Source organism: Variovorax sp. OK605, assembly GCF_900115445.1.
In the GTDB taxonomy this organism is placed as follows: domain Bacteria; phylum Pseudomonadota; class Gammaproteobacteria; order Burkholderiales; family Burkholderiaceae_C; genus Variovorax.
Genome location: NZ_FOWL01000001.1, coordinates 592,231 through 612,269, shown reverse-complemented (window position 1 = coordinate 612,269; position 20,039 = coordinate 592,231). Strand labels below are relative to the sequence as shown.

Genomic DNA, 20,039 nt, shown 5'->3' with positions numbered 1-20,039 from the left:
TGTGCTCGTTGTCAGGTGCGGTCGTTGATCGGCGAGCACCCGGTGTTCTGTGCACGCGTCCGGAACCAAGTCCGCACAGCGTCGCGCATCAAGCGCCGTTCACACCGGCGTCTTCTGCATGAAGACGCTGAACGGGTCGGGCCCGTACCCGCCGAACGGCCCGCGGCGTTCGTAGCCCGCGCGTGCATAGAGCGAGATGGCCTCGGGCTGGCTAGGTCCCGTCTCCAGCATGAACGTCATGCATCCCTTCGCCTTCGCTTCGTGCTCGAGAAAACCCAGCACCTTCGCCGCAATGCCTTGTCCGCGGTTCTCGGGTCGCACGAACATGCGCTTGAGTTCGCCGAACTCGGGGCCGACGACGATGGCGCCGCAGCCAACGGCCTTGCCTTCAAGGTCGCGCGCTACCGCGAACAGCACGTTCGCGGCCGACAGCGCCGCGATGTCGATGCCGTGGTGGCTCTCCGGTGGGTACAGCGGCTTCTGGTACGCGTCGAGGTCGTCGATGAGTTGGACGACGTCGGGTTGGTCGGGGCTTTCGAGGGAAATCTGCATCGGTCGATGCTATCCGGGCCGTCGATCAATCGACGGGTCGGGCGGACCTGAGCCGTCGTTCGGTCGCACGGCCCAGTGCGTCCTTCAAGAGTGCCATCTTGCGGGTATTGCAAGGTTCGCAGTCGTAGAAGCTGTCTGTGCCAGCGATGGGATCGAGTTTTGCAGTCGACTCGAAGACATTGATTCGCCCCGTAGGTTCGATCCCGACAACGATGGTCTTGCCATTCTTGAACGTGACGGACGCTCCTCCCGAGCAACCCGTTCTCTGCGTGTCCTCGCTGAAATAGGATTTCTTCGAGACCTTGCGCATGTTCCGCAGGGCGTAGCGCACGTCGTTCTCGGTCAGCACGACATCGGCGCAATCCAGGAAGTTCTTGTTCTCCCAGGCAGACCCGCTGGAGGGGTCGACGATGTCGATCTGCTTGATGGAATCGCCCGGGTATCGCTTGTCGGCCGCATGAGCGGGGACGATGACCGCTGCTGCAGCCAGCGCTATCCAAAGGATGCCGGCTCTGCTCATGGCATGGGCGGGAAGATTCCAGATTCGCCCCGTGCTTCCATCGGATCTCCTCGCGTGGTTGTTCGTCAGCCCAGCTCTTGCGTTGTGGCAGTGGCTTGGCTGCCTCGGCACGACCTCCCGGCGCATGCTACCGCAGGGAATTCGGAGCCAAGCCCGAAGTGCTCGGTGCTCTCGCGCAAAGCCCACCCGCGCACAAGGTTCCCTCCTTCGCCCAACAATGCCCTTCAACGGCAGGCCGGTCGGCCTGCCGATTTCTTGAATCCGCACGCGCGAAGGAGTAGCACTTTGGAATACCGTCATCTGGGCAAATCGGGCCTCAAGGTCCCCGTGCTGAGCTTCGGCACGGGCACCTTCGGCGGCAAGGGCGAGTTCTTCAGCGCATGGGGCAGCACCGACGTGGCCGAGGCTCGCAAGCTCATCGACATCTGCCTCGACGCGGGCGTCAACATGTTCGACAGCGCCGACATCTATTCGGCCGGCGCGGCCGAGTCGGTACTGGGCGAAGCCATCAAGGGCCGGGCGCGCGACCAGTTGCTGATCTCCACCAAGGCCACCTTTCGCAGCGGCAAGGGCGAGAACGAAGTGGGGTCGTCGCGCCATCACCTGGTGGCGGCGGTCGATGCGGCGCTCAAGCGCCTGGGCACGGACTACATCGACCTGTTCCAGCTGCACGGCTTCGATGCGAGCACGCCGGTGGAAGAAACGCTGTCCACGCTCGACGACCTCGTGCGCGCGGGCAAGCTGCGCTACATCGGCGTGTCGAACTTCTCGGGCTGGCACCTGATGAAGTCGCTGGCGGTGTCGCAGCGCTACGGCTACGCGCGCTACGTGGCGCACCAGGCCTATTACTCGCTGGTGGGGCGCGACTACGAATGGGAGCTGATGCCGCTCGCGCAGGACCAGGGCGTGGGCGCGGTGGTGTGGAGCCCGCTGGGCTGGGGCCGCCTCACGGGCAAGATCCGCCGCGGCCAGCCGCTGCCGGCCAACAGCCGCCTGCACGTGACGGCCGACATGGGCCCGCCGGTGCCCGACGAGCTGCTGTATCGCGTGGTCGAGGCGTTGGAAAAAGTGGGCGCCGAAGTCGGCAAGACGGTGCCGCAGGTCGCGCTGAACTGGCTGCTGCAACGCCCGACGGTGTCGAGCGTGGTTGTGGGCGCGCGCGACGAGGCGCAGCTGCGGCAGAACCTGGGCGCGGTGGGCTGGAACCTCACGCCCGCGCAGGTCGCCGAGCTCGACGCGGCCAGCGCCACGACGCGCGCCTACCCCTACTGGCACCAGCAGGGCTTTCTGGAGCGCAACCCGAATCCGGTCTAAGCCGGCGTGAGCCCCAGCACCCAGCGCTTGAAGTCTTCCAGCGCCCCGGAGGCCGGCCGGCCTTCGGGGTAGGCGAAGTAGTAGCCCTGGCGCACGTCGAGGTGCCGGTCGACCGGAATCACGAGCTCGCCGGTGCGCAGTTCCTGCGCGATCAGGATGCGCGGGGCCAGGCCCACGCCCATGCCGGCCGCCGTGGCCGCCACCACCATGGTGAAGAGCTCGTAGCGCGGCCCGCGCGAGGCGTGCACCGTGTACTCCCAGCCCTGCTGCGCATACCAGTCGCGCCAGGCATGCGCGCGCGTGCTCAGGTGCACGTGGCGGCAGCGCGCGAAGCTCGCTTCGTCCCACGGGCCGTGCGTGTCGCGAAACGCCGGGCTGCAGATGGGCACCATCCCGCCTTCGGAAAAGATCAAGCCGCCGCGCGTGTTGGGCCAGAACTGGTCGCCGAAGTAGATGGCCGCGTCGTAGGCGTTCTCCTGGAACGAGAAGGGCTGCGAGCGCGCCGACAGGTTGACGGTGATGTTCGGATGCAGCCGGCTGAACTCCGGCAGCCGCGGTATCAGCCATTGCGTGGCAAAGGTCGGCACCACGGCCAGTTCGAGCACAAAGCCCATCTCATGCCCGGCGCTGATCTCCAGCGTGTCGCGGCGGATCTGGTCGAGGTGGTGGCGGATGCGCGCCGCGTACTCGCGGCCCACGTCGGTGAGCGTGAGGCGCTTGCGCACGCGCGAGAACAGCGGCACGCCCAGCCGCTGCTCGAGCGCGGCCACCTGCCGGCCGACGGCGCTCTGCGTCAGCGCCAGCTCGCTCGCCGCGCGGGTGAAGCTCCCCAGCCGCGCCGAGGCCTCGAAGGCCTGCAGCGCGCCGAGGTTGGGAATGTCTTTTCTCATCGGCGCTATTCTGCAAGCTGCGTGCGGGCGGATGCACGACAAGAAAGGCAGTTCATGCGTCGTGCGGTGATCATCGGGGGCGGGGCCATCGGTTCGGCCATCGCATATTTCCTGACCCGCGACCCGGAGGAAGAGCCCTTCGAGGTCACGGTGGTCGAGCGCGACTTCTCTTACCGGCAGGCATCGTCGGCGCTCTCGGCCAGCTCGATCCGCCAGCAGTTTTCCACCGCCATCAACATCGAGATGTCGCTCTACGGCATCGGCTTTTTCCGCACGCTGGGCGAGACGCTGCGCGTGGGAAGCGACGTGCCCGACATCGGGCTGGTCGAGCCCGGCTATCTCTACCTGGCCTCGCCGGCGGGCGAGCAGGTGCTGCGCGAGAACCATGCGATGCAGAAGGCGCACGCGGTCGACGTGGCGCTGATGGCACCCGATGAACTGAAGGCGCGCTTTCCGTGGATCTCCACCGAAGGCGTGGCGCTTGCCTCGCTGGGGCTGTCGGGCGAGGGCTGGTACGACGGCTACAGCCTGCTGCAAGCCTTTCGCAAGAAAGCGGCGTCGCAGGGCGCGCACTACGTGCAGGCGCATGCGACCGGCTTGCGCCGCAACGCTCGCAACGTGACGGGTGTTCAGCTCGACGACGGTCGGGTCCTGGATGCAGACGTTGTCGTCAACGCCGCGGGTGCCTGGGCCGCGAAGGTGGCGGAATGGGCCGCCATCGACCTGCCGGTGCGCGGCCGCCGCCGCAGCGTGTTCAGCTTCTCGTGCCCCGACACGCTGCCCGGCTGCCCGCTGGTGATCGACACCTCCGGCATCTGGCTGCGGCCCGAGGGCCGCCAGTTCATCTGCGGCTTCGCGCCGCCCGCAGACCAGGACCCGGACGACATGCCGCTCGACGTGGAATACGAAGCCTTCGAGCGCCTGATCTGGCCGTCGTTGGCCGAGCGCGTGCCGGCCTTCGAGGCCGTCCGCATGACGGGGGCGTGGGCCGGCTACTACGAGATGAACGTGTTCGACCACAACGCCATCCTCGGCCTGCACCCAAACTGCGACAACCTCTACTTTGCGAACGGCTTCTCGGGCCATGGTCTGCAGCAGTGCCCGGCGGCGGGGCGCGGCATTGCGGAGCTGATCCGCTACGGCGCCTACCGCAGCCTCGACCTGTCGCCGGTGTCCTTCGCGCGCATCCTGGAGAACCGGCCGCTGCTCGAGAAGAACGTGATCTGACAGCGCCGGCGACGCGCCCGGTGGCTAAGGCGAGTTCTCGTCTCCATGGAAGATCTTGGTCCGGAACAGCCCGAACACGGCGAACGCCGATTCCGGCTTGCCATTGCGCGCAAAGGTGTAGCCGGTAGGGCAAAGCCACCGGTCCGGCTTGCGCGCCGCGAACTCCGCCGGGCTCAGCCGCTTGCGCAGTTCGCGCTTGAGGTACAGGGAGCTGTCGCACTCGATGGCGGGCGATCCGCCTGCTTAAGTGACGAGCGGTGAGAGCACGAGCGCCGCGATCGCCGCGATCGCCGAGAGCACGCGCTGCCCGCCCGCGCGGCGCGCCAAGGCGTAGATGCACGCGCCGATGCCGAGCACGACGCAAGCCGGAACGAGAAGGATCGACCACATGCGCCGACGATACGGCATGCCGGTTCGCCCCCGGGGCATTGGCTAGGCGGTGCGTGGGAGAGGGCGTACGATCTTCGCCAGAGAGGTGCACCCAACCATGACCGCACAGACACTCATCGATACCGCCCGCGCGCTGGTCGCCGGGGACAAGGGCCTGCTCGCCATGGACGAGAGCAACGCCACCTGCAACAAGCGCTTCGCGGTGCTGGGCATCCCGCAGACCGAGGCGGCGCGGCGCGACTGGCGCGAGCTGATCGTCACGGCACCGGGGCTGGCCGACAGCATCAGCGGCGCGATCCTGTTCGACGAAACGATCCGCCAGAAGACCAACGCCGGCGCGCCGTTTGCCAAGGCGCTGGCCGGCGTGGGGATCATTCCGGGCATCAAGGTCGACACCGGTGCGAAGCCGCTGGCCGGCCACCCGGGCGAGACCGTCACCGAAGGCCTCGACGGCCTGCGCGAGCGCCTCGCCGAATACGCCGGCATGGGCGCGCGCTTTGCCAAGTGGCGCGGCGTGATCGCCATCGACAGGGGCTTGCCGACCCGCGCCTGCATCCGCGTCAACGCGCATGCGCTCGCACGCTACGCCGCGCTGTGCCAGGAGGCCGGCATCGTGCCCATCGTCGAGCCCGAGGTGCTGATGGACGGCGACCATTCGCTCGCGCGCTGCGCCGAAGTCACCGAAGAAGTGCTGCACCGCACCTTCGCCGAGCTGCGCGCGCAGGGCGTGCTGCTCGAAGGCATGCTGCTGAAGCCGAACATGGTGCTGCCGGGGCAGAAGGCCGCCACGCAGGATTCGGTCGAGGCGGTGGCCGAGGCCACTGTCGGCTGCCTGCTGCGCACCGTGCCTGCCGCCGTGCCCGGCGTGGCGTTTCTCTCCGGCGGCCAGGCGGCGCACCTGGCGTCGGCCCGCCTGAACGAAATGAACGTGCGGTTCAAGTCGCGCATGCCGTGGGCCTTGACCTTCTCGTTCTCCCGCGCGGTGCAGCAGCCCGCGCTCGATGCATGGAAGGGCGACGGTGCCAACGTGGCGGTCGCCCAGCAGGCGCTGGTGCTTCGCACCCGCTCCAACCAGGCCGCGCGCCGCGGCAACTACAAGGAAGAGGCATAGACACGCGCATGACGACCCCCCAGGATCTGTACCGCCAGAAGCTGGCATCTCCCGCCGATGCCGTGCGCCAGGTGCGCAACGGCGACATGATCGTCGTGCCCACCGGCGTCGGCGAGCCGCCCACGCTGCTCACCGCGCTGTCGGAGCAGCGCCGCGATTTCCGCGACGTGAAGGTCGCGCAGATCCTGGCGATGCGCAAGTACGCCTACATCGATCCCGAGACTGTCGAGCATGTGCGCCACGTCGCGTTGTTCTTCGGCGGTGCCACGCGCGCGGGCGGGCAAGAGGGCTGGATCGACTTTTTGCCCAACTACTTTTCCGAGATCCCGGCGCAGATCGAGCGCGGGCAGATCCCGGCCGAGGTGGTGTTCAGCATGGCCTCGCCGATGGACGCGCACGGCTACTTCGCCGTGAGCCTGGGCGCCGACTACACCATGGCCGCCATCGCCAAGGCGCGCGCCGTGGTGCTCGAGGTGAACCCGAACGTGCCCTTTGCCTACGGCGCCTGCCATGTGCACATCTCGCAGGTGGCCGCGCTGGTCGAGAGCGACGCGCCGGTCATGGAGGTCGGCTTGCCGAAGATCGGGCCGGTGCAGCAAGCCATCGGCAAGCACGTGGCCGAGCTGATCGACGACGGCTCGACGCTGCAGATCGGCTATGGCGGCATTCCCGACGCGGTGGTCATGCAGCTCACGGGCAAGCAGGACCTGGGCATCCACACCGAGATGATCGGCGACGGCATCCTCACGCTGGTGGAGAGCGGCGCGGTCACCAACCGGCGCAAGAACTACCTGCCGGGCAAGTCGGTCGCCACCTTCGCGCTGGGGTCGAACAAGCTCTACCGCTTCATGGACCGCAACCCGGCGCTGGAGATGCACCCGGTCAACTTCACCAACGACCCGGCGCTGGCGGGCCTGAACGACAACCTCGTGGCCATCAACGCGACGATGCAGATCGACCTGCTGGGCCAGTGCGGCTCGGAGAGCCTGGGCCATGCGCCGTATTCGGGCACGGGCGGGCAATCGGACTTCGTGCGCGCGGCCAACCGTTCGCGCGGCGGCAAGGCCTTCATCGTGCTGCCTTCCACGGCCAAGGGCGACACCATCTCGCGCATCGTGCCCTCGCTGTCGCCCGGCACGCACCTGAGCACGAGCAAGAACGACATCAACTACGTGGTGACCGAGTACGGCGTCGCGCAGCTGCGCGGCAAGTCGGCCAAGCAGCGCGCGCGCGAGCTGATCGGCATCGCGCACCCGGATTTCCGGGCGGAGTTGACGGAGCAGGCGAAGCGGGCGAAGTTGCTGTAGGCCTGCTGCGTCAACCGGTGGATCAACCCGCCTTTGCCGCCTTCACCAGCGAAGGCGTCGCCTTGTAGGTCTCAGGGAACAGCTTCTTCAGGTCGTCGATCTTCGGCATGTCGTTGATCGCGATGTAGGGCTGGCTCGGATGCAGCGTCAGGTAGTCCTGGTGGTAGTCCTCGGCCGCGAAGAAGGGCTTGGACATCTCGACCGTGGTGGCCAGCGGCTTGCCGAAGGTCTTGGCCTGGTTCAGTTGCGCGATGTAGGCGGTGGCGATGCGCGCCTGCTCGGCGTTCTCGGCGAACACGGTGGAGCGGTACTGCGTGCCGCTGTCGGGGCCCTGGCGGTTGAGTTCGGTCGGGTCATGCGCGACCGAGAAATAGATCTGCAGCAGCTTGCCGTAGCTGACCTGCTGCGGGTCGTAGGTGATGCGCACCGACTCGGCATGGCCGGTGCGGCCCGAACCCACTTCGTCGTAGCGCGCCGTCCTGGCGTCGCCGCCGGCATAGCCCGACACGGCATTGCTCACGCCCTTGACGCGCTGGAACACGCCCTGCACGCCCCAGAAGCAGCCGCCGGCGAACACGGCGGTCTCGGTCTTGGCGGTGGGCGCCACCAGGTCGGCCGTGGGCGCGGGCACGCGGCGGGCGGTTTCGGCAAACGACGGCACCGCATGCCACACCAGGGCGGCGGCAGCCAGCGTGCTGGCAGTGAGTGCGAGGGATTTCATGGGGTTTCCTTGAGGCAGACGGTTCGGCAGGTGGCGGAGCTCGGAAGGGTGGCAAGACATTGACGCCGAATCCGCCGGGCGTCAATGGCAATTGCCGTGGTGCTTGTTGCCTGGCTTACTTCTTCATTTCGTCCTTGCCCATGCTGTCCTTCTTCATGGCGTCCTTGGACATGGAGTCCTTCGCCATCGAGTCCTTGGCCATGGAGTCCTTCTTCATGCCGTCCTTGGACATGGAGTCCTTGGCCATCGAATCCTTGGCCATGGAGTCTTTCTTCATGCCGTCCTTCGACATGGAGTCCTTGGCCATGCTGTCCTTGGACATCGAGTCCTTGGCCATTTCGTCCGCGGCGAAGGCCGAGGCGCCGGCAAAGGCCATGCAGGTAGCGAGCAGGGTGGCGGTGAGCTTGTTCATTTGAATTCCTTGGGTGTGTTTGGATTTCGTTTCAAAGATCGGCCTGGTTACAGTGAACCTGAACTCGGCCTCGCGCTTTCTTCGGCAGTCGAGCGGCTTCACCGGCCCCTCAGCTCCCTCCGAACCAGTTGTAGCCCTGGTCTTCCCAGTAGCCACCGGAATAGGTGTTGGTGACGAACATCGCCTTGATGTGCTTCGGGTTCTTGTAGCCAAGCTTGGTCGGCATGCGCAGCTTCATCGGGAAGCCGTACTTGGGCGGCAGCGGCTGGCCGTCGTAGGTGAGGGTGAGCAGCGTCTGCGGATGCAGCGCGGTGGGCATGTCGATGCTGGTGTAGTAGTCGTCCGCGCACTTGAAGCCGACGTACTTGGCCGTGGTGTCCGCGCCGATGTGGCGCAGGAAGTCGGCAAAGCGCACGCCGCCCCACTTGCCGATGGCGCTCCAGCCTTCCACGCAGATGTGCCGCGTGATCTGGTCGTGCTGCGGCATGGCGCGCAGCTCGGCCAGCGTCCAGGCGTGCCTGTCGGCGACCATGCCGGTCACTTCGAGCTTGTAGCTGGCCTCGTCGACCTCGCGCACCTCGTTCTCGCCGTAGTAGGCGTTGAAGGGGAAGGGGCGGGTGATCTCGGCCTCGGTGTAGGTCGGCGCCAGCTGCGTGGGGCTGAAGATCAGGCCCTGCACCTTGTCGTTGAAGCGCGAGATTCTGGTGAGCGCGGCTTCCACCTGCGTGTTGTCGCTGATGCTGCAGCCCGTGAGCAGCGACAGGCCGCCGAGCGTGAGCGAGCGCTGCATGAAGGCGCGGCGCGAAGGCTGGTCGAGCTTCTTCGCGATCAGCGTGCGGGCTTCGTGCAGCACGGCGTCGCCGTCGATGCCGGTGACGCGGGCGAGGGTGGGGGCTTTGAAGATCTTCATGATTGCTGGGTCACTTGCCTGGGTTCGCTGGCTTGCCTGGTGCACGGCCGCGGAGCATGGTGAGGAGCGTGCGGGGCACCAGCGCCACCATCACGAGGTGCACGGCGACGAAGGCGACGATGGCCGCCATCGCGAAGAAGTGGATGCGGCGCGCGAACTCGTAGCCGCCCAGCAGGTCGCGCAGCACGGCGAACTGCACCGACTTCCACAGCACCAGGCCCGACAGCACGATGACGATCAGGTCGAGCATCACGAACAGGTAGGCCAGCTTCTGCACGCTGTTGTAGTGGCGCGGGTCGGCATGCGAGAGCTTGCCCTTGAGCGCGGCCAGCAGGTCGTGCCAGATGCCCGCCGGCGTCACCGGGAAGAACTTGTGCGCCAGCCGGCCGCTGGCAATGTTCATGGCCAGGTACACGAAGCCGTTGAACACCAGCAGCCACATGGCCGCAAAGTGCCACTGCAGCGCGCCGCCGAGCCAGCCGCCGAGCGTGATGACCGTCGGAATGGTGAACGGGAAGAACGGCGAGGCGTCGTAGATGCGCCAGCCGCTGGTGACCAGCACCAGCACGGCCAGCGCATTGAGCCAATGCGTGATGCGCATCCACAGCGGGTGGATGGGCCGGGGGTCGGGTGCCGAGGCCGGGGCTTCCGGGGCTTCGGGCGCTTCCAGCGGGGCGATGGCGGTGCTGTTCATGGGCCGGATTGTTGGGCGCACCCCATGGCCGATTCATCACGCAAAGTTCAATTAATCGTGATAACTCCCCGGGCCGGATCGCGGGAGAATGGCGCCCCATGGACACTGCCAAGCGCGTGCTGATCGTCGAGGACGACGCCCACATTGCCGAACTTCTGCGCATGCACCTGCGCGACGAGGGCTACGCGGTCGAGCACGCCGCCGACGGCCACGCCGGCCTGCGCGAGCTGGAGCGCGGCAACTGGGACGCGCTGGTGCTCGACCTGATGCTGCCCGGCATCGACGGCCTGGAGATCTGCCGGCGCGCCCGCGCCATGACGCGCTACACGCCGATCATCATCATCAGCGCCCGCTCGAGCGAGGTGCACCGCATCCTGGGCCTGGAGCTGGGCGCCGACGACTACCTGGCCAAGCCCTTCTCGGTGCTGGAGCTGGTGGCGCGCGTGAAGGCGCTGCTGCGGCGCACCGACGCGCTGGCGCGCAATGCGCGCATGGAGTCGGGCAGCCTGACGCTGGGCAACCTGGACATCGAGCCGCTGGCGCGCGAGGTGCGCGTGGACGGCAAGCTCATCGAGCTCACGCCGCGCGAGTTCGACCTGCTGTACTTCTTTGCGCGCAACCCCGGCAAGGTGTTCTCGCGGCTCGACCTGCTCAACCAGGTCTGGGGCTACCAGCACGACGGCTACGAGCACACGGTGAACACGCACATCAACCGGCTGCGCACCAAGGTCGAGGCCGACCCGGCGGAACCGCGGCGCATCCTCACGGTGTGGGGGCGCGGGTACAAGCTGTCGGCCACCGCCACGGGGGAGGACGCATCGTGATGGCCTGGGCCACGCTGTCGCGGCGGCTGTCGGCCGTGTTCGCGGTGCTGCTGCTGGTGTGCTGCGGCGCCTCGGTGTGGCTGCAGGTGCGCTCCAACGGCATGCACGAGCAGGAGGTGATCCAGCGGCTGTCGGGCGGGCTGGCGGCGCACATCGCCGAGAACGCCGAACTCATGAAGCCGGGCGGCCTGAACCAGGACGCCGTGAAGGACCTGTTCGACAAGCTCATGGCCGTCAACCCCAGCGTGGAGGTCTACCTGCTGGGGCTGGACGGCCGCATCGAGGCGCAGGCCGCGCCGCCGGGGCACCTGAAGCGCGACAGGGTTGCGCTGGAGCCGATTCGCCGGCTGTTGTCGGGCGGCGCGCTGCCCATCGCGGGCGACGACCCGCGCAGCGCGGGCGGCTCCAAGGTGTTCAGCGCCGCGCCGTTGCGCATGGGCGGTCGGGATGCGGGCTACGTGTACGTGGTGCTGCAGGGCGAAGACCACGACGCGCTGGTCGCCAACGTGGCGGCCGACAACGTGCTGCGCACCACGCTGTGGTCGATGGGGCTGGTGGCGCTGCTGGGGCTGCTGGCGGGGCTGGCGGCCTTTCGCCTCATCACGCGGCCGCTGCGCGAGCTCACCGCGGCGGTGAAGCGCTTCGAGACCGACGGCATCGCCTCGCTCGAAAGCGAAGCGCCCACGCTGGCGCGGCTCTCGCAGGGCGGCGACGAGATCGCGCAGCTCGGCCAGGCCTTCACGCAGATGACGCGGCGCATCGCCGAGCAATGGCGCGAGCTCACGCTGCAGGACCAGCAGCGCCGCGAGCTGTTCGCCAACATCTCGCACGACCTGCGCACGCCGCTCACCTCGCTGCACGGCTACCTGGAGACGCTGCTGCTCAAGGCCGGCACGCTCGACGAGGCCGAGCGCCGGCGCTACCTGGAAATTGCGCTGGGCCAGAGCCGCAAGGTCGGCCGGCTCGCGCAGGAGGTGTTCGAGCTGGCGCGGCTCGAATACGGCGTGGTCAAGCCCGAGAAGGAGAACTTCGCGCTGGCCGACCTGGTGCAGGACGTGTTCCAGAAGTTCGAGCTGGCGGCCGAGGCGCGCCACCAGCGCCTGAGGCCCGACATCGCACCGGGCCTGCCGGTGGTGTCGGCCGACCTCGGCATGATCGAGCGCGTGCTGACCAACCTGCTTGACAACGCGATCCGCCACACGCCCCAGGGCGGCGAGATCGTGGTGCAGCTGCGCGCCGAGAACGCGGGCGTGACGGTGCAGGTGAGCGACACCGGCCCCGGCATTCCGGGCGAGCTGCAGCCTGCGCTGTTCATGCGGCCGGTGTTCATGAGCGGCTCGCGCATCGACAGCGCGAGCAGCGGCGGGTTGGGGCTGGTGATCGTGAAGCGCATCCTGCAGCTGCACGGCAGCGACATCCGGCTGGTGCAGCAGCCGGACAAGGGGGCGGTGTTCCGCTTCCAGCTGGGCGGCGTGACGGCCTGAAGCGGCGAGGGCGCCGGGCCGGTGGCCCCGATCCAATAAGTCAGGCCGGTGGTCCGACGTGCCGGTTCAACCGCTCCAGCAGCCCCTTCAGGTCGAAGCCCCGGGCGGCCACCGACTTCGGCACGACGTGGAAGAGCCGCGGCATCGGGTAGAGCAGCACGAAGCGGCCGTCGTGGCGCCACTTGAGCACGTTCTGCCAGACGATCGTGTGGTCGGAGTGGGGTACCGTGAGGCGCAGGCCGTGGTCCAGCAGCTCGGCGTTGAACTCTTCATGGATCGCCTTGTACTTGCGGTAGTGGCGCCGCGCCATGAGCGGCAGCACGATGAAGCGCGTGGCCAGCAGCACGCCGCCGCCGCCGACCAGCCCGCCGACGGATGCGGCCTCCAACAGCGGCGGGCCGAATGCCGCGCCCAGCACCAGCAGCAGGCCGATCCCGACCGTCAGCGCGAGCCGCGCGGGGGTGAGCCTGGCATGGAGCTTCATGGCGGCCAGGTAGTCGTCTTCGGAGATGCGGAACGTCGCGGTCATCGGGGCTTCCATGGTTTGCGTGCGTGCGGCGGTCGATGCTACAAGAGCGGCGCGACAGCATCGCCCATCACCGCCCAGCACATCGCCGCAAGGAGACAAGCCACATGCCCGCCTTCGACACCGTCCTGATCGACAAGGACCCGCGGCACCCGCGCATTGCGCGCCTCGTGCTCAACCGGCCCGACAAGCTCAACGCCATCGGTGAGACCACGCCGGCCGAGATCCGCAAGGCGGTGGAGTGGGCCGAAGCCGACGACGAGGTGCACGTGATCGTGGTCGAGGGCGCAGGGCGCGCCTTCTGCGCCGGCTACGACCTGGGCGACTACGCCGAGGGCCATGGCCGTGAAGGCAAGGGCGACCACCCCTGCCGGCAAGAGAAGACGCCCTGGGACCCGATGCTCGACTACGCCGCCATGAAGCGCAACACCGACGACTTCATGGCCCTGTGGCGCTGCCACAAGCCCACCATCGCCAAGGTGCACGGCTACGCGGTAGCCGGCGGCAGCGACATCGCGCTGTGCTGCGACCTGCTGGCCATGGCCGACGACGCGCGCATCGGCTACATGCCCACGCGCGTGTGGGGCTGCCCGACCACCGCCATGTGGACCTACCGGCTGGGCGCGCTGCGCGCCAAGCAGCTCATGTTCACGGGCGACACCATCGACGGCGCGCAGGCCGCCGAATGGGGGCTGGCGAATTTCTCGGTGCCCGCCGAGCAGCTCGACGACGCCACGCTGAAGCTCGCGCAACGCATCGCGGGCGTGCCGCGCTCGCACCTGATGATGCACAAGCTGGTGGTCAACCAGGTGTGGCATTCGATGGGGCTGGAGCAGAGCCAGATGTTCGCCACCGTGTTCGACGGCGTGACGCGCCACAACCCCGAGGGGATGTGGTTTCGCCGGCAGGCGGAGGTCGAAGGCTTCAAGAGCGCTGTCGCATGGCGCGACAGCGGCCGCAACATTCCGCAGGGCGACGAGGCGAGGGCGCTCGTCGCGGAACTGGAGGCCAGGCTGGCGGCGGCGCGGGCGGCGGTGCCGCCCGCGGGCTGATCGCCTGGCTCAGATGGGCGTCAGATGGGCGCGCAGGGGCTCAATGCCGCCCCGACCGGCCGCGTGGCCTTGCTGGTGTTGCTTTCATCCAGCGTGCCGAGCGGGCGTGTGAACGTGCAGCCGTAGTCGGGGTCCTTCACCGTGGCCGGCGTGATCACGTCGTCGCCCGCTGGTTTCGCGGCGCTGTCGTGCTCCCACGCGACCATGTCGTCGAAAGCCTCTTCCTGCTCCTTGATGGTGAAGTCGCAGTGCGTGATGCCGCGAATGGCGCGCTGCACCAGCCAGCCGCCGTTGCCCTTGGCCGCCGCGCGCTTGTTGTAGATCTGTTCCATGCTGAACGGCACGTACAGGTCGCCGAGCGTGTGCAGCGTGACCACCGGAATCTTGAATTCGCCGTTGACCTTGGGAATCCAGCGCAGGCCGTCGGTGCGCAGGCGGTTCGCGTCGACTGCGGCCGTGAGCTTCTGCGCATCGGCGTTGAGCGTGTCGGAGCGCGGGATGTCGCCGCTGATCTTGTAGGTGAAGCGGTTGGTGTCCAGCGTGCTCTTGTTGAGGATGCCGTTGACCGTGCCGTCGCTGCCGAACACGCCCCACACGGCGGCGAAGGAACCGCCGCTCTTGAAGCCCAGCGGGAACATCGGGCGCTCGCCGCCGGTGAGGTTCTCGATCACCGAGGCGTACCGGGCGCCGATGACCGTGGTGTCGATGTTCGGAACCGGCGAGGTCGTGAAGTCGGTGAAGAGCACGCCGCCCACCTGCGCGGCGATGTCCACCCACTTCGGCGTCGGGTAGCTGGCCTGCCCGGCCAGGGCCTGCGCGGCCACCTGCGCGCCGGCGAAGTAGTCGAACAGCTCGGTGTCGCCCACCACGCCGCACATCGGCACCGCGCCGTTGTACTTGACCTTGTGGTTGGCGGTGGCGTAGGTCTCGTCCTCGATGGCCGCCGCCGTGATGTGGCCGCCCATCGAATGGCCGGTGATGAAGATCTTCGAAGGCACGGCCACATCGCGGCCGTTGGCCTTGGCGATGGCGTTGAACTGCAGGGCCAGCGCGTTGGTGTCTTCCACGCCCGCGCGCACGTCGTAGAAGTTCTTGCTGTAGCTCGAAGCGGCCCAGGCATAGCCCAGCTGGATGAAGTGGCGGCGGATCGACGGGTCGCTCACCTCCAGCTTGTTGCCTTCGCCCGCATAGCCGTGGGCGTACATCACCAGCTTGCCGTTCCAGTTCTGCGGCACCTCGATGTGGTACTGCGCGCCGCCCAGCATGCCGGCCCAGCGGCTGGTGGTGCTGTTGTCGACGGTGTCGCTCGCGTCGGCGGCCAGCGCGGCGAAGGTGGTGGCCGTGGGGTCGGCCGGCGCGAACGAATTGCGGCTGTCCTGCAGGCGGGTTTCTTCCGCGACGGGGCCGGGCGGCGGGGCGACGGCCGGCGGCGGGGCGGGAGGTGCGGGCGGCACCTCGGCCACCGGCGTGAACGAGAAGCCGCTGTTGCCGCCGCCGCCGCCGCCGCCGCAGGATGCGACGACGAGGCTGGCTGCCAGGGCAATGAGTGTCAGGCGCGCTGAATGCATGTGTGTCTCTCTCCGTTCTTGTGGGTCTTGGGAAGAAAAACCGGCGCAGCACTGCACCCCCGGTCATACAGAACGACCGTGCTATTTCACCGAGCCGGCGGCGCAGCGTAGGGGTGTTGCGAAATGTGTAGCTGCGGGGTTACCCGCAGCGGCTATCGCCTGCGCGACAGCAGGCACCGGCACGCGGCAGCGCAGCCGCCAGCGCGCCGCAGCAGGCACCAGCGGGTCAGTCCTTGCGGCGCGTGACCACCACCGACGCCTCCAGGCCTTCGTAGGCCTCCGCGTCGCCGTACCAGCTGCCCGAGATGGGCGCGGCCTGCGCCGGGTCGCGCGTGACGCCCACGCGGATGAGCTGGCCGCTGCCCATCAGGTTGTTGGTCGGGTCGAAGGCGAGCCAGCCCACGCCCGGCAGGTAGGCCTGCAGCCAGGCGTGCGTGGTGCCGGCGCCGGTCATCGACTCGCCCTGCGCCGGCGCGGCGATGTCGAGCGCCGCGTCGTAGATGTAGCCCGAGACGAAGCGCGTCGCGATGCCCAGGCGGCGCGTGGCTTCCATCATCAGCAGCGCGTAGTCGCGGCAGCTGCCGCTGCCGAGCGTGAGCGTCTGCAGCGGCGTCTGCGTGCCTTCCTCGTCGCGCGCCTTGTACTCCAGGCTCTGGCCGATGTGCGCGTTCATGCGCGTGAGCACCTCGCGCGTGCTGTTGGGCTTGTCGGCGTGCAGGAACTGGTGGGCCCAGCGGATCAGCGTGCCCTGGCTGTCGTCGTCGTGGTGCGGGCGCAGGTAGTGCTCCAGGTCCAGGCGCTCCTGCAGCGTGTAGGCGAAGGGCAGGAACTCGGCGGCCGGGTCGAGCGCGAGCTGGTCCTGCTGCGCCGGCACGTGCTCGATGGTGAACGAGCAGACGATGCGCAGCTCGGTCGCCTCGCCCATCGGCTGCACCAGCGCCACGGAGTTGGAGTGCGGATCTTGGATCAGGCGGGTGAAGGCCTGCGGGCTCACCTGCAGGTCGGTGGCGAGCACGCGCAGGTCGTGGCTGTCGCGCGGACGGAACATCACGCGGTGCAAGCCGAAGGTGACCGGCTTGTTGTAGCGATAGACGGTGGTGTGCTTGATGTCGTACTGGGTGGCCATGCGCCGCATTTTGCGCGTCTAAGGCGACAGCCGGCTCGACCAGCTGCTCGGCGCCTTCGGGCAGGCCAGGCGAGCAGGACGCTGCCCTGGCTAGAGGCGCTGCGTACCGAGCGCCTTGGCCAGCGTGGCTGGCAGCGGCAGCGGCTCCGCATGCCATTGCGCGGCCAGCAGTTCGGCGCACAGCGCGGCGAAGCTCAGGCCGCGCGAGCCCAGCGCGGTGCAGGCCCAGAGGCCGGCGGCTGGCGCGCCGATCGCGCCGATGGGGCCGAGGGGGCCGATCGGGCCGACCAGGGGGCGCCGGTCGCCGGACGCGCAGCGCACGCCGACCCATGTGTGGACCTCGCCGCGTTCGAACGTGCCGGCCAGCGCGGCGGCTGCGGCCGGGTGCAGGCGGGCGAGCCGATCGCGATTCGCCAGGCTGTCCGCTTCGGTGGGCTCGAGCGTGGTGCTGTCGCGATCGAAGGTGGCGCCGGCCAGCCAGATCGGCGGGCCGTGCGGGACGGGCACCTGCGCGACGAGGTGGCCGTCGCCGTTGATCGGCGTGGTGGGAAGGGTGGTCAGGGGGGGCAAGGCGGGGTCGGCGGTGCCGTCAGGCACAGGCCCCCAGGCGACCTGGCCGCGCACGGACTGCAAGGGCAGCGCGGGTGCGAAGCGGCCCGATTCGAATCCGGCGCAGACGACCACGCGGTCGGCATCGGCCAGCCATTCACCGTCTGCGTCGAACAGCTGCCAGCCGCCCGCATGAGGCTCGAGGCGCGCCACATGGCAGCCGCCGCGAAACTCGACGCCGGGTTGCCGCAGCCACGCGGCGATCAGCTGGTGCGGCTTCACCCAGGCCGCGCGCGCATGCCAGAGCGCGGGCGTGTCGCCGGGCAGGCCGACGGCCGCCAACTGCTCGGCATTCGCGGGCCACGACTCATTCGGCCCGTCGCCGCTCCAGCCGGCGGGCACGCGCGTGTCGCCGTCGGGCCGGCGCTCGAGCACGCCGCTGGCGCGCCAGTCGCGGCCTTCTTCCAGCAGCCGCACCAGCTCGCTCCACGTCGCGCGGATGCCGGCGCGCGTGAGCCGCGACAGCAACGCATCGTCGGGCGACACATGCGGCGCCAGCATGCCCACGGGCAGCCCCGAGGCGCCAGCGGCTGGCCGGTCGGCCGCGTCGAGCACCGTCACTTGCCAGCCGCGCCGCGCGAGGCTGGCCGCCACGGCCGCGCCCGCCAGCCCGGCACCGATGACCGCGCAGCGGCCCGGCGTGTCGATGCGCTCGGGGACGGGCCCGCGGCGCCGCACCGTCCAGGCGGGCGCGAACACGCCGCGCAGGCCGTCGTCGCGTTCCTCGAGCATGAAACCGCACTGCCGGAGCGCGTCGCGCACCGGCTGCGCCGTGTTCCAGCTGGCAATGGCCGTGCCTTGCCGCGCAAAACGGGACACGGCCTTGAGTGCGTCAGGCGACCACAGGGCCGGGTCTTCCCGCGGCCCGAAGTCGTCCAGAAAGAGGCTGTCCGCCTCGAAGCGCTGCGCGCGCAGCATCGCCTGCGCATCGCCGATGCACAGGGTGAGCAGCACGCGCCCGTCGTCGAACGCGAGCCGGTGAAAGCCGGGCAGCAGCCCGTGCCATTGCGCGGCCAGCTCTCCGGCGAGGGACGCCAGGCCAGGTTGGCCGGGTGGGCCGGGGTGGGCCTGCGCCGCGCGCAGCAGCTCCTCAGCCGAGACCGGGCGCGCTTCGGTCGAGACGTAATGCAGCATGCGCGGCCGCTCGGGGTCCGAGCGCCACGCGTGCCACGTTGTCAGGAAATGAAGACCCAGGCCGAAGCCGGTTTCGAGAATCAGCCATTGCGGCTGTCCGGCCCACGCCTGGGGCAACCCGCGGCCGCTCAGGAACACATGGCGAGCTTGCGCCAGCTCGGCGGCCACGGCGGGGAGGGTGCTCAGGCGGCCGGGGGCGGCACGTAGCCCTGGGCGACGTCGGCGCCTTCGCCGAAGAAGTGCTTTTCCATCTGGCGCGCCAGGTACTGGCGGGCGCGCAGGTCGGCCAGGTTGAGGCGGTTTTCATTGACCAGCATGGTCTGTTGCTTGAGCCAGGCGGCCCAGGCTTCCTTGCTGACGTTTTCCCAGAGGCGTTTGCCCAGCTCGCCTGGGTAGGGCGGGAAGTCGAGCCCTTCGGCCTCTTTGCCGAGCTTGATGCACTGAACCATGCGTGCCATTTCGATTGCCTTTGAACGGGAAAAGTGGGGAAAGCGGTTGCTTAGTTGATTTAGCTATTTAGAACTGAGAACTTGGTCGTTCCAGTTTCTATATGTCGTATTGAGAATACGCAGCTTCATTGATATGCCTTTTTAGAGCAAGACACCATGAGCATTCGCCGCGACTTTATCAAGCTTTCCCTGGGTGCCGGCGTGGCCGGTGCATTTGCCCTGTCGGCATTGCCGGCGTTTGCCCAGGCCGCGGCGGCTGCCAAGGGCCCGGTGACGCTGTTGAACGTGTCCTATGACCCGACCCGCGAGCTGTACGTGGACTACAACCAGGCCTTCGCCAAGCACTGGAAGGCCAAGACCGGCCAGGACGTCTCGGTGAAGCAGTCGCACGGCGGCTCGGGCAAGCAGGCCCGCTCGATCATCGACGGCATCGACTCCGACGTGGCCACGCTGGCCCTGGGCGGCGACATCGACGCGCTGGTCACGCACGGCGGCCTGGTCAAGCCCGACTGGCAGAAGCGCCTGCCGCACAACTCCGCCCCCTATACCTCGACCATCGTGTTCCTGGTGAAGAAGGGCAACCCCAAGGGCCTGAAGGACTGGGACGACCTGGTCAAGCCCGGCGTGCAGGTGATCACGCCCAACCCCAAGACCTCGGGCGGCGCGCGCTGGAACTACCTGGCCGCCTGGGAGTTCGCCAAGCGCAAGTACGGTGGCGACGCCAAGGCCAAGGAATACATCGGCAACCTGTTCAAGAACGTGCCGGTGCTCGACACCGGCGCGCGCGGCGCGACCATCACCTTCGTGCAGCGCGGCGTGGGCGACGTGCTGCTGGCCTGGGAGAACGAAGCCTTCCTGGCGCTGAAGGAATTCGGCCCCGAGAAGTTCGAGATCGTGGTGCCGTCGATCTCCATCCTGGCCGAGCCCAGCGTGGCGGTGGTCGACAAGGTGGTCGACAAGAAGGGCACGCGCGCCGTGGCCGAGGAGTACCTGCAGTACCTGTACTCCGACGAAGGCCAGGACATCGCCGGTCGCAACTTCTACCGCCCGACCTCGGACAAGGCCAAGGCCAAGTACGACAAGCAGTTCCCCAAGCTGACGCTGGTCACCATCGACCAGGCTTTCGGCGGCTGGGCCAAGGCCGACAAGGAGCACTTCGCCGACGGCGGCTCCTTCGACCAGATCTACGCGCCCAAGCAAAAGTAAGCCAACCGCCCGC

At 68.3% G+C, this 20,039-nt stretch carries 21 protein-coding genes; 8 read left to right on the top strand and 13 right to left on the bottom strand.

Annotation, left to right across the window (positions count from 1 at the left end; genetic code table 11):
* Nucleotides 1-99: 99 nt before the first annotated feature.
* A complete protein-coding gene (locus BM013_RS02835) occupies nt 100-552 on the bottom strand; it encodes a GNAT family N-acetyltransferase (protein ID WP_093122516.1) in 453 nt (150 codons plus the stop codon).
* A 25-nt stretch (nt 553-577) separates the two neighbouring features.
* Entirely contained in the window at nt 578-1,072 is a 495-nt protein-coding gene (locus tag BM013_RS02830) for a hypothetical protein (protein WP_093122514.1), read from the bottom strand.
* A gap of 285 nt (nt 1,073-1,357) precedes the next feature.
* Here BM013_RS02830 and BM013_RS02825 point away from each other — a divergent pair, with 285 nt between their 5' ends.
* Nucleotides 1,358-2,386, top strand: a complete 1,029-nt coding sequence (locus tag BM013_RS02825) for an aldo/keto reductase (RefSeq protein WP_093122511.1) — start codon at nt 1,358-1,360, stop codon at nt 2,384-2,386.
* On the opposite strand, the gene BM013_RS02820 is transcribed toward BM013_RS02825, so the two are convergent.
* Nucleotides 2,383-3,276 (bottom strand): LysR substrate-binding domain-containing protein, encoded by an 894-nt coding sequence (locus BM013_RS02820; RefSeq protein WP_093122508.1) that lies wholly within the window; start codon nt 3,274-3,276, stop codon nt 2,383-2,385. The genes BM013_RS02825 and BM013_RS02820 overlap by 4 nt on opposite strands.
* 54 nt (nt 3,277-3,330) lie before the next feature.
* Here BM013_RS02820 and BM013_RS02815 point away from each other — a divergent pair, with 54 nt between their 5' ends.
* Nucleotides 3,331-4,503: an NAD(P)/FAD-dependent oxidoreductase gene (locus BM013_RS02815; protein ID WP_093122506.1), complete on the top strand. Its 1,173-nt coding sequence runs from the start codon at nt 3,331-3,333 to the stop codon at nt 4,501-4,503.
* 243 nt (nt 4,504-4,746) lie between these two features.
* Here BM013_RS02815 and BM013_RS41145 read toward each other — a convergent pair whose 3' ends face one another.
* Complete coding sequence (locus tag BM013_RS41145; RefSeq protein WP_177225409.1) at nt 4,747-4,893, bottom strand: hypothetical protein; 147 nt, start codon at nt 4,891-4,893, stop codon at nt 4,747-4,749.
* 97 nt (nt 4,894-4,990) lie between these two features.
* Here BM013_RS41145 and BM013_RS02810 point away from each other — a divergent pair, with 97 nt between their 5' ends.
* Entirely contained in the window at nt 4,991-6,004 is a 1,014-nt protein-coding gene (locus BM013_RS02810) for a class I fructose-bisphosphate aldolase (protein WP_093122504.1), read from the top strand.
* A gap of 8 nt (nt 6,005-6,012) precedes the next feature.
* The gene (locus tag BM013_RS02805; protein ID WP_093122502.1) at nt 6,013-7,311 is read left to right on the top strand and encodes an acetyl-CoA hydrolase/transferase family protein; all 1,299 of its coding nucleotides are present in this window, start codon (nt 6,013-6,015) and stop codon (nt 7,309-7,311) included.
* A gap of 22 nt (nt 7,312-7,333) precedes the next feature.
* Here the strand turns inward: BM013_RS02805 and msrA are convergent, their stop codons facing one another.
* From msrA to BM013_RS02785, 4 genes are all read right to left on the bottom strand, one after another.
* Nucleotides 7,334-8,032 carry a peptide-methionine (S)-S-oxide reductase MsrA gene (gene msrA / locus BM013_RS02800; protein WP_093122499.1) on the bottom strand — a complete coding sequence of 233 codons (699 nt, stop codon included), beginning with the start codon at nt 8,030-8,032 and terminating at the stop codon, nt 7,334-7,336.
* Between the two features lie 115 nt (nt 8,033-8,147).
* Nucleotides 8,148-8,444: a pentapeptide MXKDX repeat protein gene (locus tag BM013_RS02795; protein ID WP_093122496.1), complete on the bottom strand. Its 297-nt coding sequence runs from the start codon at nt 8,442-8,444 to the stop codon at nt 8,148-8,150.
* A 109-nt stretch (nt 8,445-8,553) separates the two neighbouring features.
* A complete protein-coding gene (locus tag BM013_RS02790) occupies nt 8,554-9,354 on the bottom strand; it encodes a molybdopterin-binding protein (RefSeq protein ID WP_093122494.1) in 801 nt (266 codons plus the stop codon).
* Between the two features lie 10 nt (nt 9,355-9,364).
* Nucleotides 9,365-10,048 carry a cytochrome b/b6 domain-containing protein gene (locus BM013_RS02785; RefSeq protein ID WP_093122491.1) on the bottom strand — a complete coding sequence of 228 codons (684 nt, stop codon included), beginning with the start codon at nt 10,046-10,048 and terminating at the stop codon, nt 9,365-9,367.
* A gap of 98 nt (nt 10,049-10,146) precedes the next feature.
* On the opposite strand from BM013_RS02785, the gene BM013_RS02780 reads away from it, so the two are divergent.
* Nucleotides 10,147-10,872 (top strand): response regulator transcription factor, encoded by a 726-nt coding sequence (locus tag BM013_RS02780; RefSeq protein ID WP_093122488.1) that lies wholly within the window; start codon nt 10,147-10,149, stop codon nt 10,870-10,872.
* A complete protein-coding gene (locus BM013_RS02775; protein ID WP_093122486.1) occupies nt 10,872-12,356 on the top strand; it encodes a sensor histidine kinase in 1,485 nt (494 codons plus the stop codon). The genes BM013_RS02780 and BM013_RS02775 overlap by 1 nt, the downstream gene beginning before the upstream one ends.
* 40 nt (nt 12,357-12,396) lie before the next feature.
* Here the strand turns inward: BM013_RS02775 and BM013_RS02770 are convergent, their stop codons facing one another.
* On the bottom strand, nt 12,397-12,885 hold the full coding sequence (locus tag BM013_RS02770; protein ID WP_093122484.1) for a YcxB family protein: 489 nt from the start codon (nt 12,883-12,885) through the stop codon (nt 12,397-12,399).
* A 104-nt stretch (nt 12,886-12,989) separates the two neighbouring features.
* Here BM013_RS02770 and BM013_RS02765 point away from each other — a divergent pair, with 104 nt between their 5' ends.
* A complete protein-coding gene (locus BM013_RS02765; protein ID WP_093122481.1) occupies nt 12,990-13,934 on the top strand; it encodes a crotonase/enoyl-CoA hydratase family protein in 945 nt (314 codons plus the stop codon).
* Nucleotides 13,935-13,954: 20 nt separating this feature from the next.
* On the opposite strand, the gene BM013_RS02760 is transcribed toward BM013_RS02765, so the two are convergent.
* The 4 genes from BM013_RS02760 to BM013_RS02745 form a co-directional block, all read right to left on the bottom strand.
* Nucleotides 13,955-15,502 carry an alpha/beta hydrolase family protein gene (locus BM013_RS02760; RefSeq protein ID WP_093122479.1) on the bottom strand — a complete coding sequence of 516 codons (1,548 nt, stop codon included), beginning with the start codon at nt 15,500-15,502 and terminating at the stop codon, nt 13,955-13,957.
* 226 nt (nt 15,503-15,728) lie between these two features.
* Nucleotides 15,729-16,628 (bottom strand): transglutaminase family protein, encoded by a 900-nt coding sequence (locus tag BM013_RS02755; RefSeq protein ID WP_256219859.1) that lies wholly within the window; start codon nt 16,626-16,628, stop codon nt 15,729-15,731.
* Nucleotides 16,629-16,718: 90 nt separating this feature from the next.
* Nucleotides 16,719-18,539 (bottom strand): FAD-dependent 5-carboxymethylaminomethyl-2-thiouridine(34) oxidoreductase MnmC1, encoded by a 1,821-nt coding sequence (gene mnmC, locus BM013_RS02750; RefSeq protein ID WP_256221363.1) that lies wholly within the window; start codon nt 18,537-18,539, stop codon nt 16,719-16,721.
* Between the two features lie 14 nt (nt 18,540-18,553).
* On the bottom strand, nt 18,554-18,829 hold the full coding sequence (locus BM013_RS02745) for an oxidative damage protection protein (RefSeq protein WP_093122472.1): 276 nt from the start codon (nt 18,827-18,829) through the stop codon (nt 18,554-18,556).
* Nucleotides 18,830-18,976: 147 nt separating this feature from the next.
* Here BM013_RS02745 and BM013_RS02740 point away from each other — a divergent pair, with 147 nt between their 5' ends.
* Entirely contained in the window at nt 18,977-20,026 is a 1,050-nt protein-coding gene (locus BM013_RS02740; protein WP_093122470.1) for a sulfate ABC transporter substrate-binding protein, read from the top strand.
* Nucleotides 20,027-20,039 lie beyond the last annotated feature (13 nt).

Bases quoted from the DNA above. Each gene is read 5' to 3' on its own strand.
- BM013_RS02835 (WP_093122516.1), bottom strand. From the start codon at position 552: ATGCAGATTTCCCTCGAAAGCCCCGACCAACCCGACGTCGTCCAACTC.
- BM013_RS02830 (WP_093122514.1), bottom strand. From the start codon at position 1,072: ATGAGCAGAGCCGGCATCCTTTGGATAGCGCTGGCTGCAGCAGCGGTC.
- BM013_RS02820 (WP_093122508.1), bottom strand. From the start codon at position 3,276: ATGAGAAAAGACATTCCCAACCTCGGCGCGCTGCAGGCCTTCGAGGCC.
- BM013_RS02815 (WP_093122506.1), top strand. From the start codon at position 3,331: ATGCGTCGTGCGGTGATCATCGGGGGCGGGGCCATCGGTTCGGCCATC.
- BM013_RS41145 (WP_177225409.1), bottom strand. From the start codon at position 4,893: ATGTGGTCGATCCTTCTCGTTCCGGCTTGCGTCGTGCTCGGCATCGGC.
- BM013_RS02810 (WP_093122504.1), top strand. From the start codon at position 4,991: ATGACCGCACAGACACTCATCGATACCGCCCGCGCGCTGGTCGCCGGG.
- BM013_RS02805 (WP_093122502.1), top strand. From the start codon at position 6,013: ATGACGACCCCCCAGGATCTGTACCGCCAGAAGCTGGCATCTCCCGCC.
- msrA (WP_093122499.1), bottom strand. From the start codon at position 8,032: ATGAAATCCCTCGCACTCACTGCCAGCACGCTGGCTGCCGCCGCCCTG.
- BM013_RS02795 (WP_093122496.1), bottom strand. From the start codon at position 8,444: ATGAACAAGCTCACCGCCACCCTGCTCGCTACCTGCATGGCCTTTGCC.
- BM013_RS02790 (WP_093122494.1), bottom strand. From the start codon at position 9,354: ATGAAGATCTTCAAAGCCCCCACCCTCGCCCGCGTCACCGGCATCGAC.
- BM013_RS02785 (WP_093122491.1), bottom strand. From the start codon at position 10,048: ATGAACAGCACCGCCATCGCCCCGCTGGAAGCGCCCGAAGCCCCGGAA.
- BM013_RS02780 (WP_093122488.1), top strand. From the start codon at position 10,147: ATGGACACTGCCAAGCGCGTGCTGATCGTCGAGGACGACGCCCACATT.
- BM013_RS02775 (WP_093122486.1), top strand. From the start codon at position 10,872: ATGGCCTGGGCCACGCTGTCGCGGCGGCTGTCGGCCGTGTTCGCGGTG.
- BM013_RS02770 (WP_093122484.1), bottom strand. From the start codon at position 12,885: ATGACCGCGACGTTCCGCATCTCCGAAGACGACTACCTGGCCGCCATG.
- BM013_RS02765 (WP_093122481.1), top strand. From the start codon at position 12,990: ATGCCCGCCTTCGACACCGTCCTGATCGACAAGGACCCGCGGCACCCG.
- BM013_RS02760 (WP_093122479.1), bottom strand. From the start codon at position 15,502: ATGCATTCAGCGCGCCTGACACTCATTGCCCTGGCAGCCAGCCTCGTC.
- BM013_RS02755 (WP_256219859.1), bottom strand. From the start codon at position 16,628: ATGGCCACCCAGTACGACATCAAGCACACCACCGTCTATCGCTACAAC.
- BM013_RS02745 (WP_093122472.1), bottom strand. From the start codon at position 18,829: ATGGCACGCATGGTTCAGTGCATCAAGCTCGGCAAAGAGGCCGAAGGG.
- BM013_RS02740 (WP_093122470.1), top strand. From the start codon at position 18,977: ATGAGCATTCGCCGCGACTTTATCAAGCTTTCCCTGGGTGCCGGCGTG.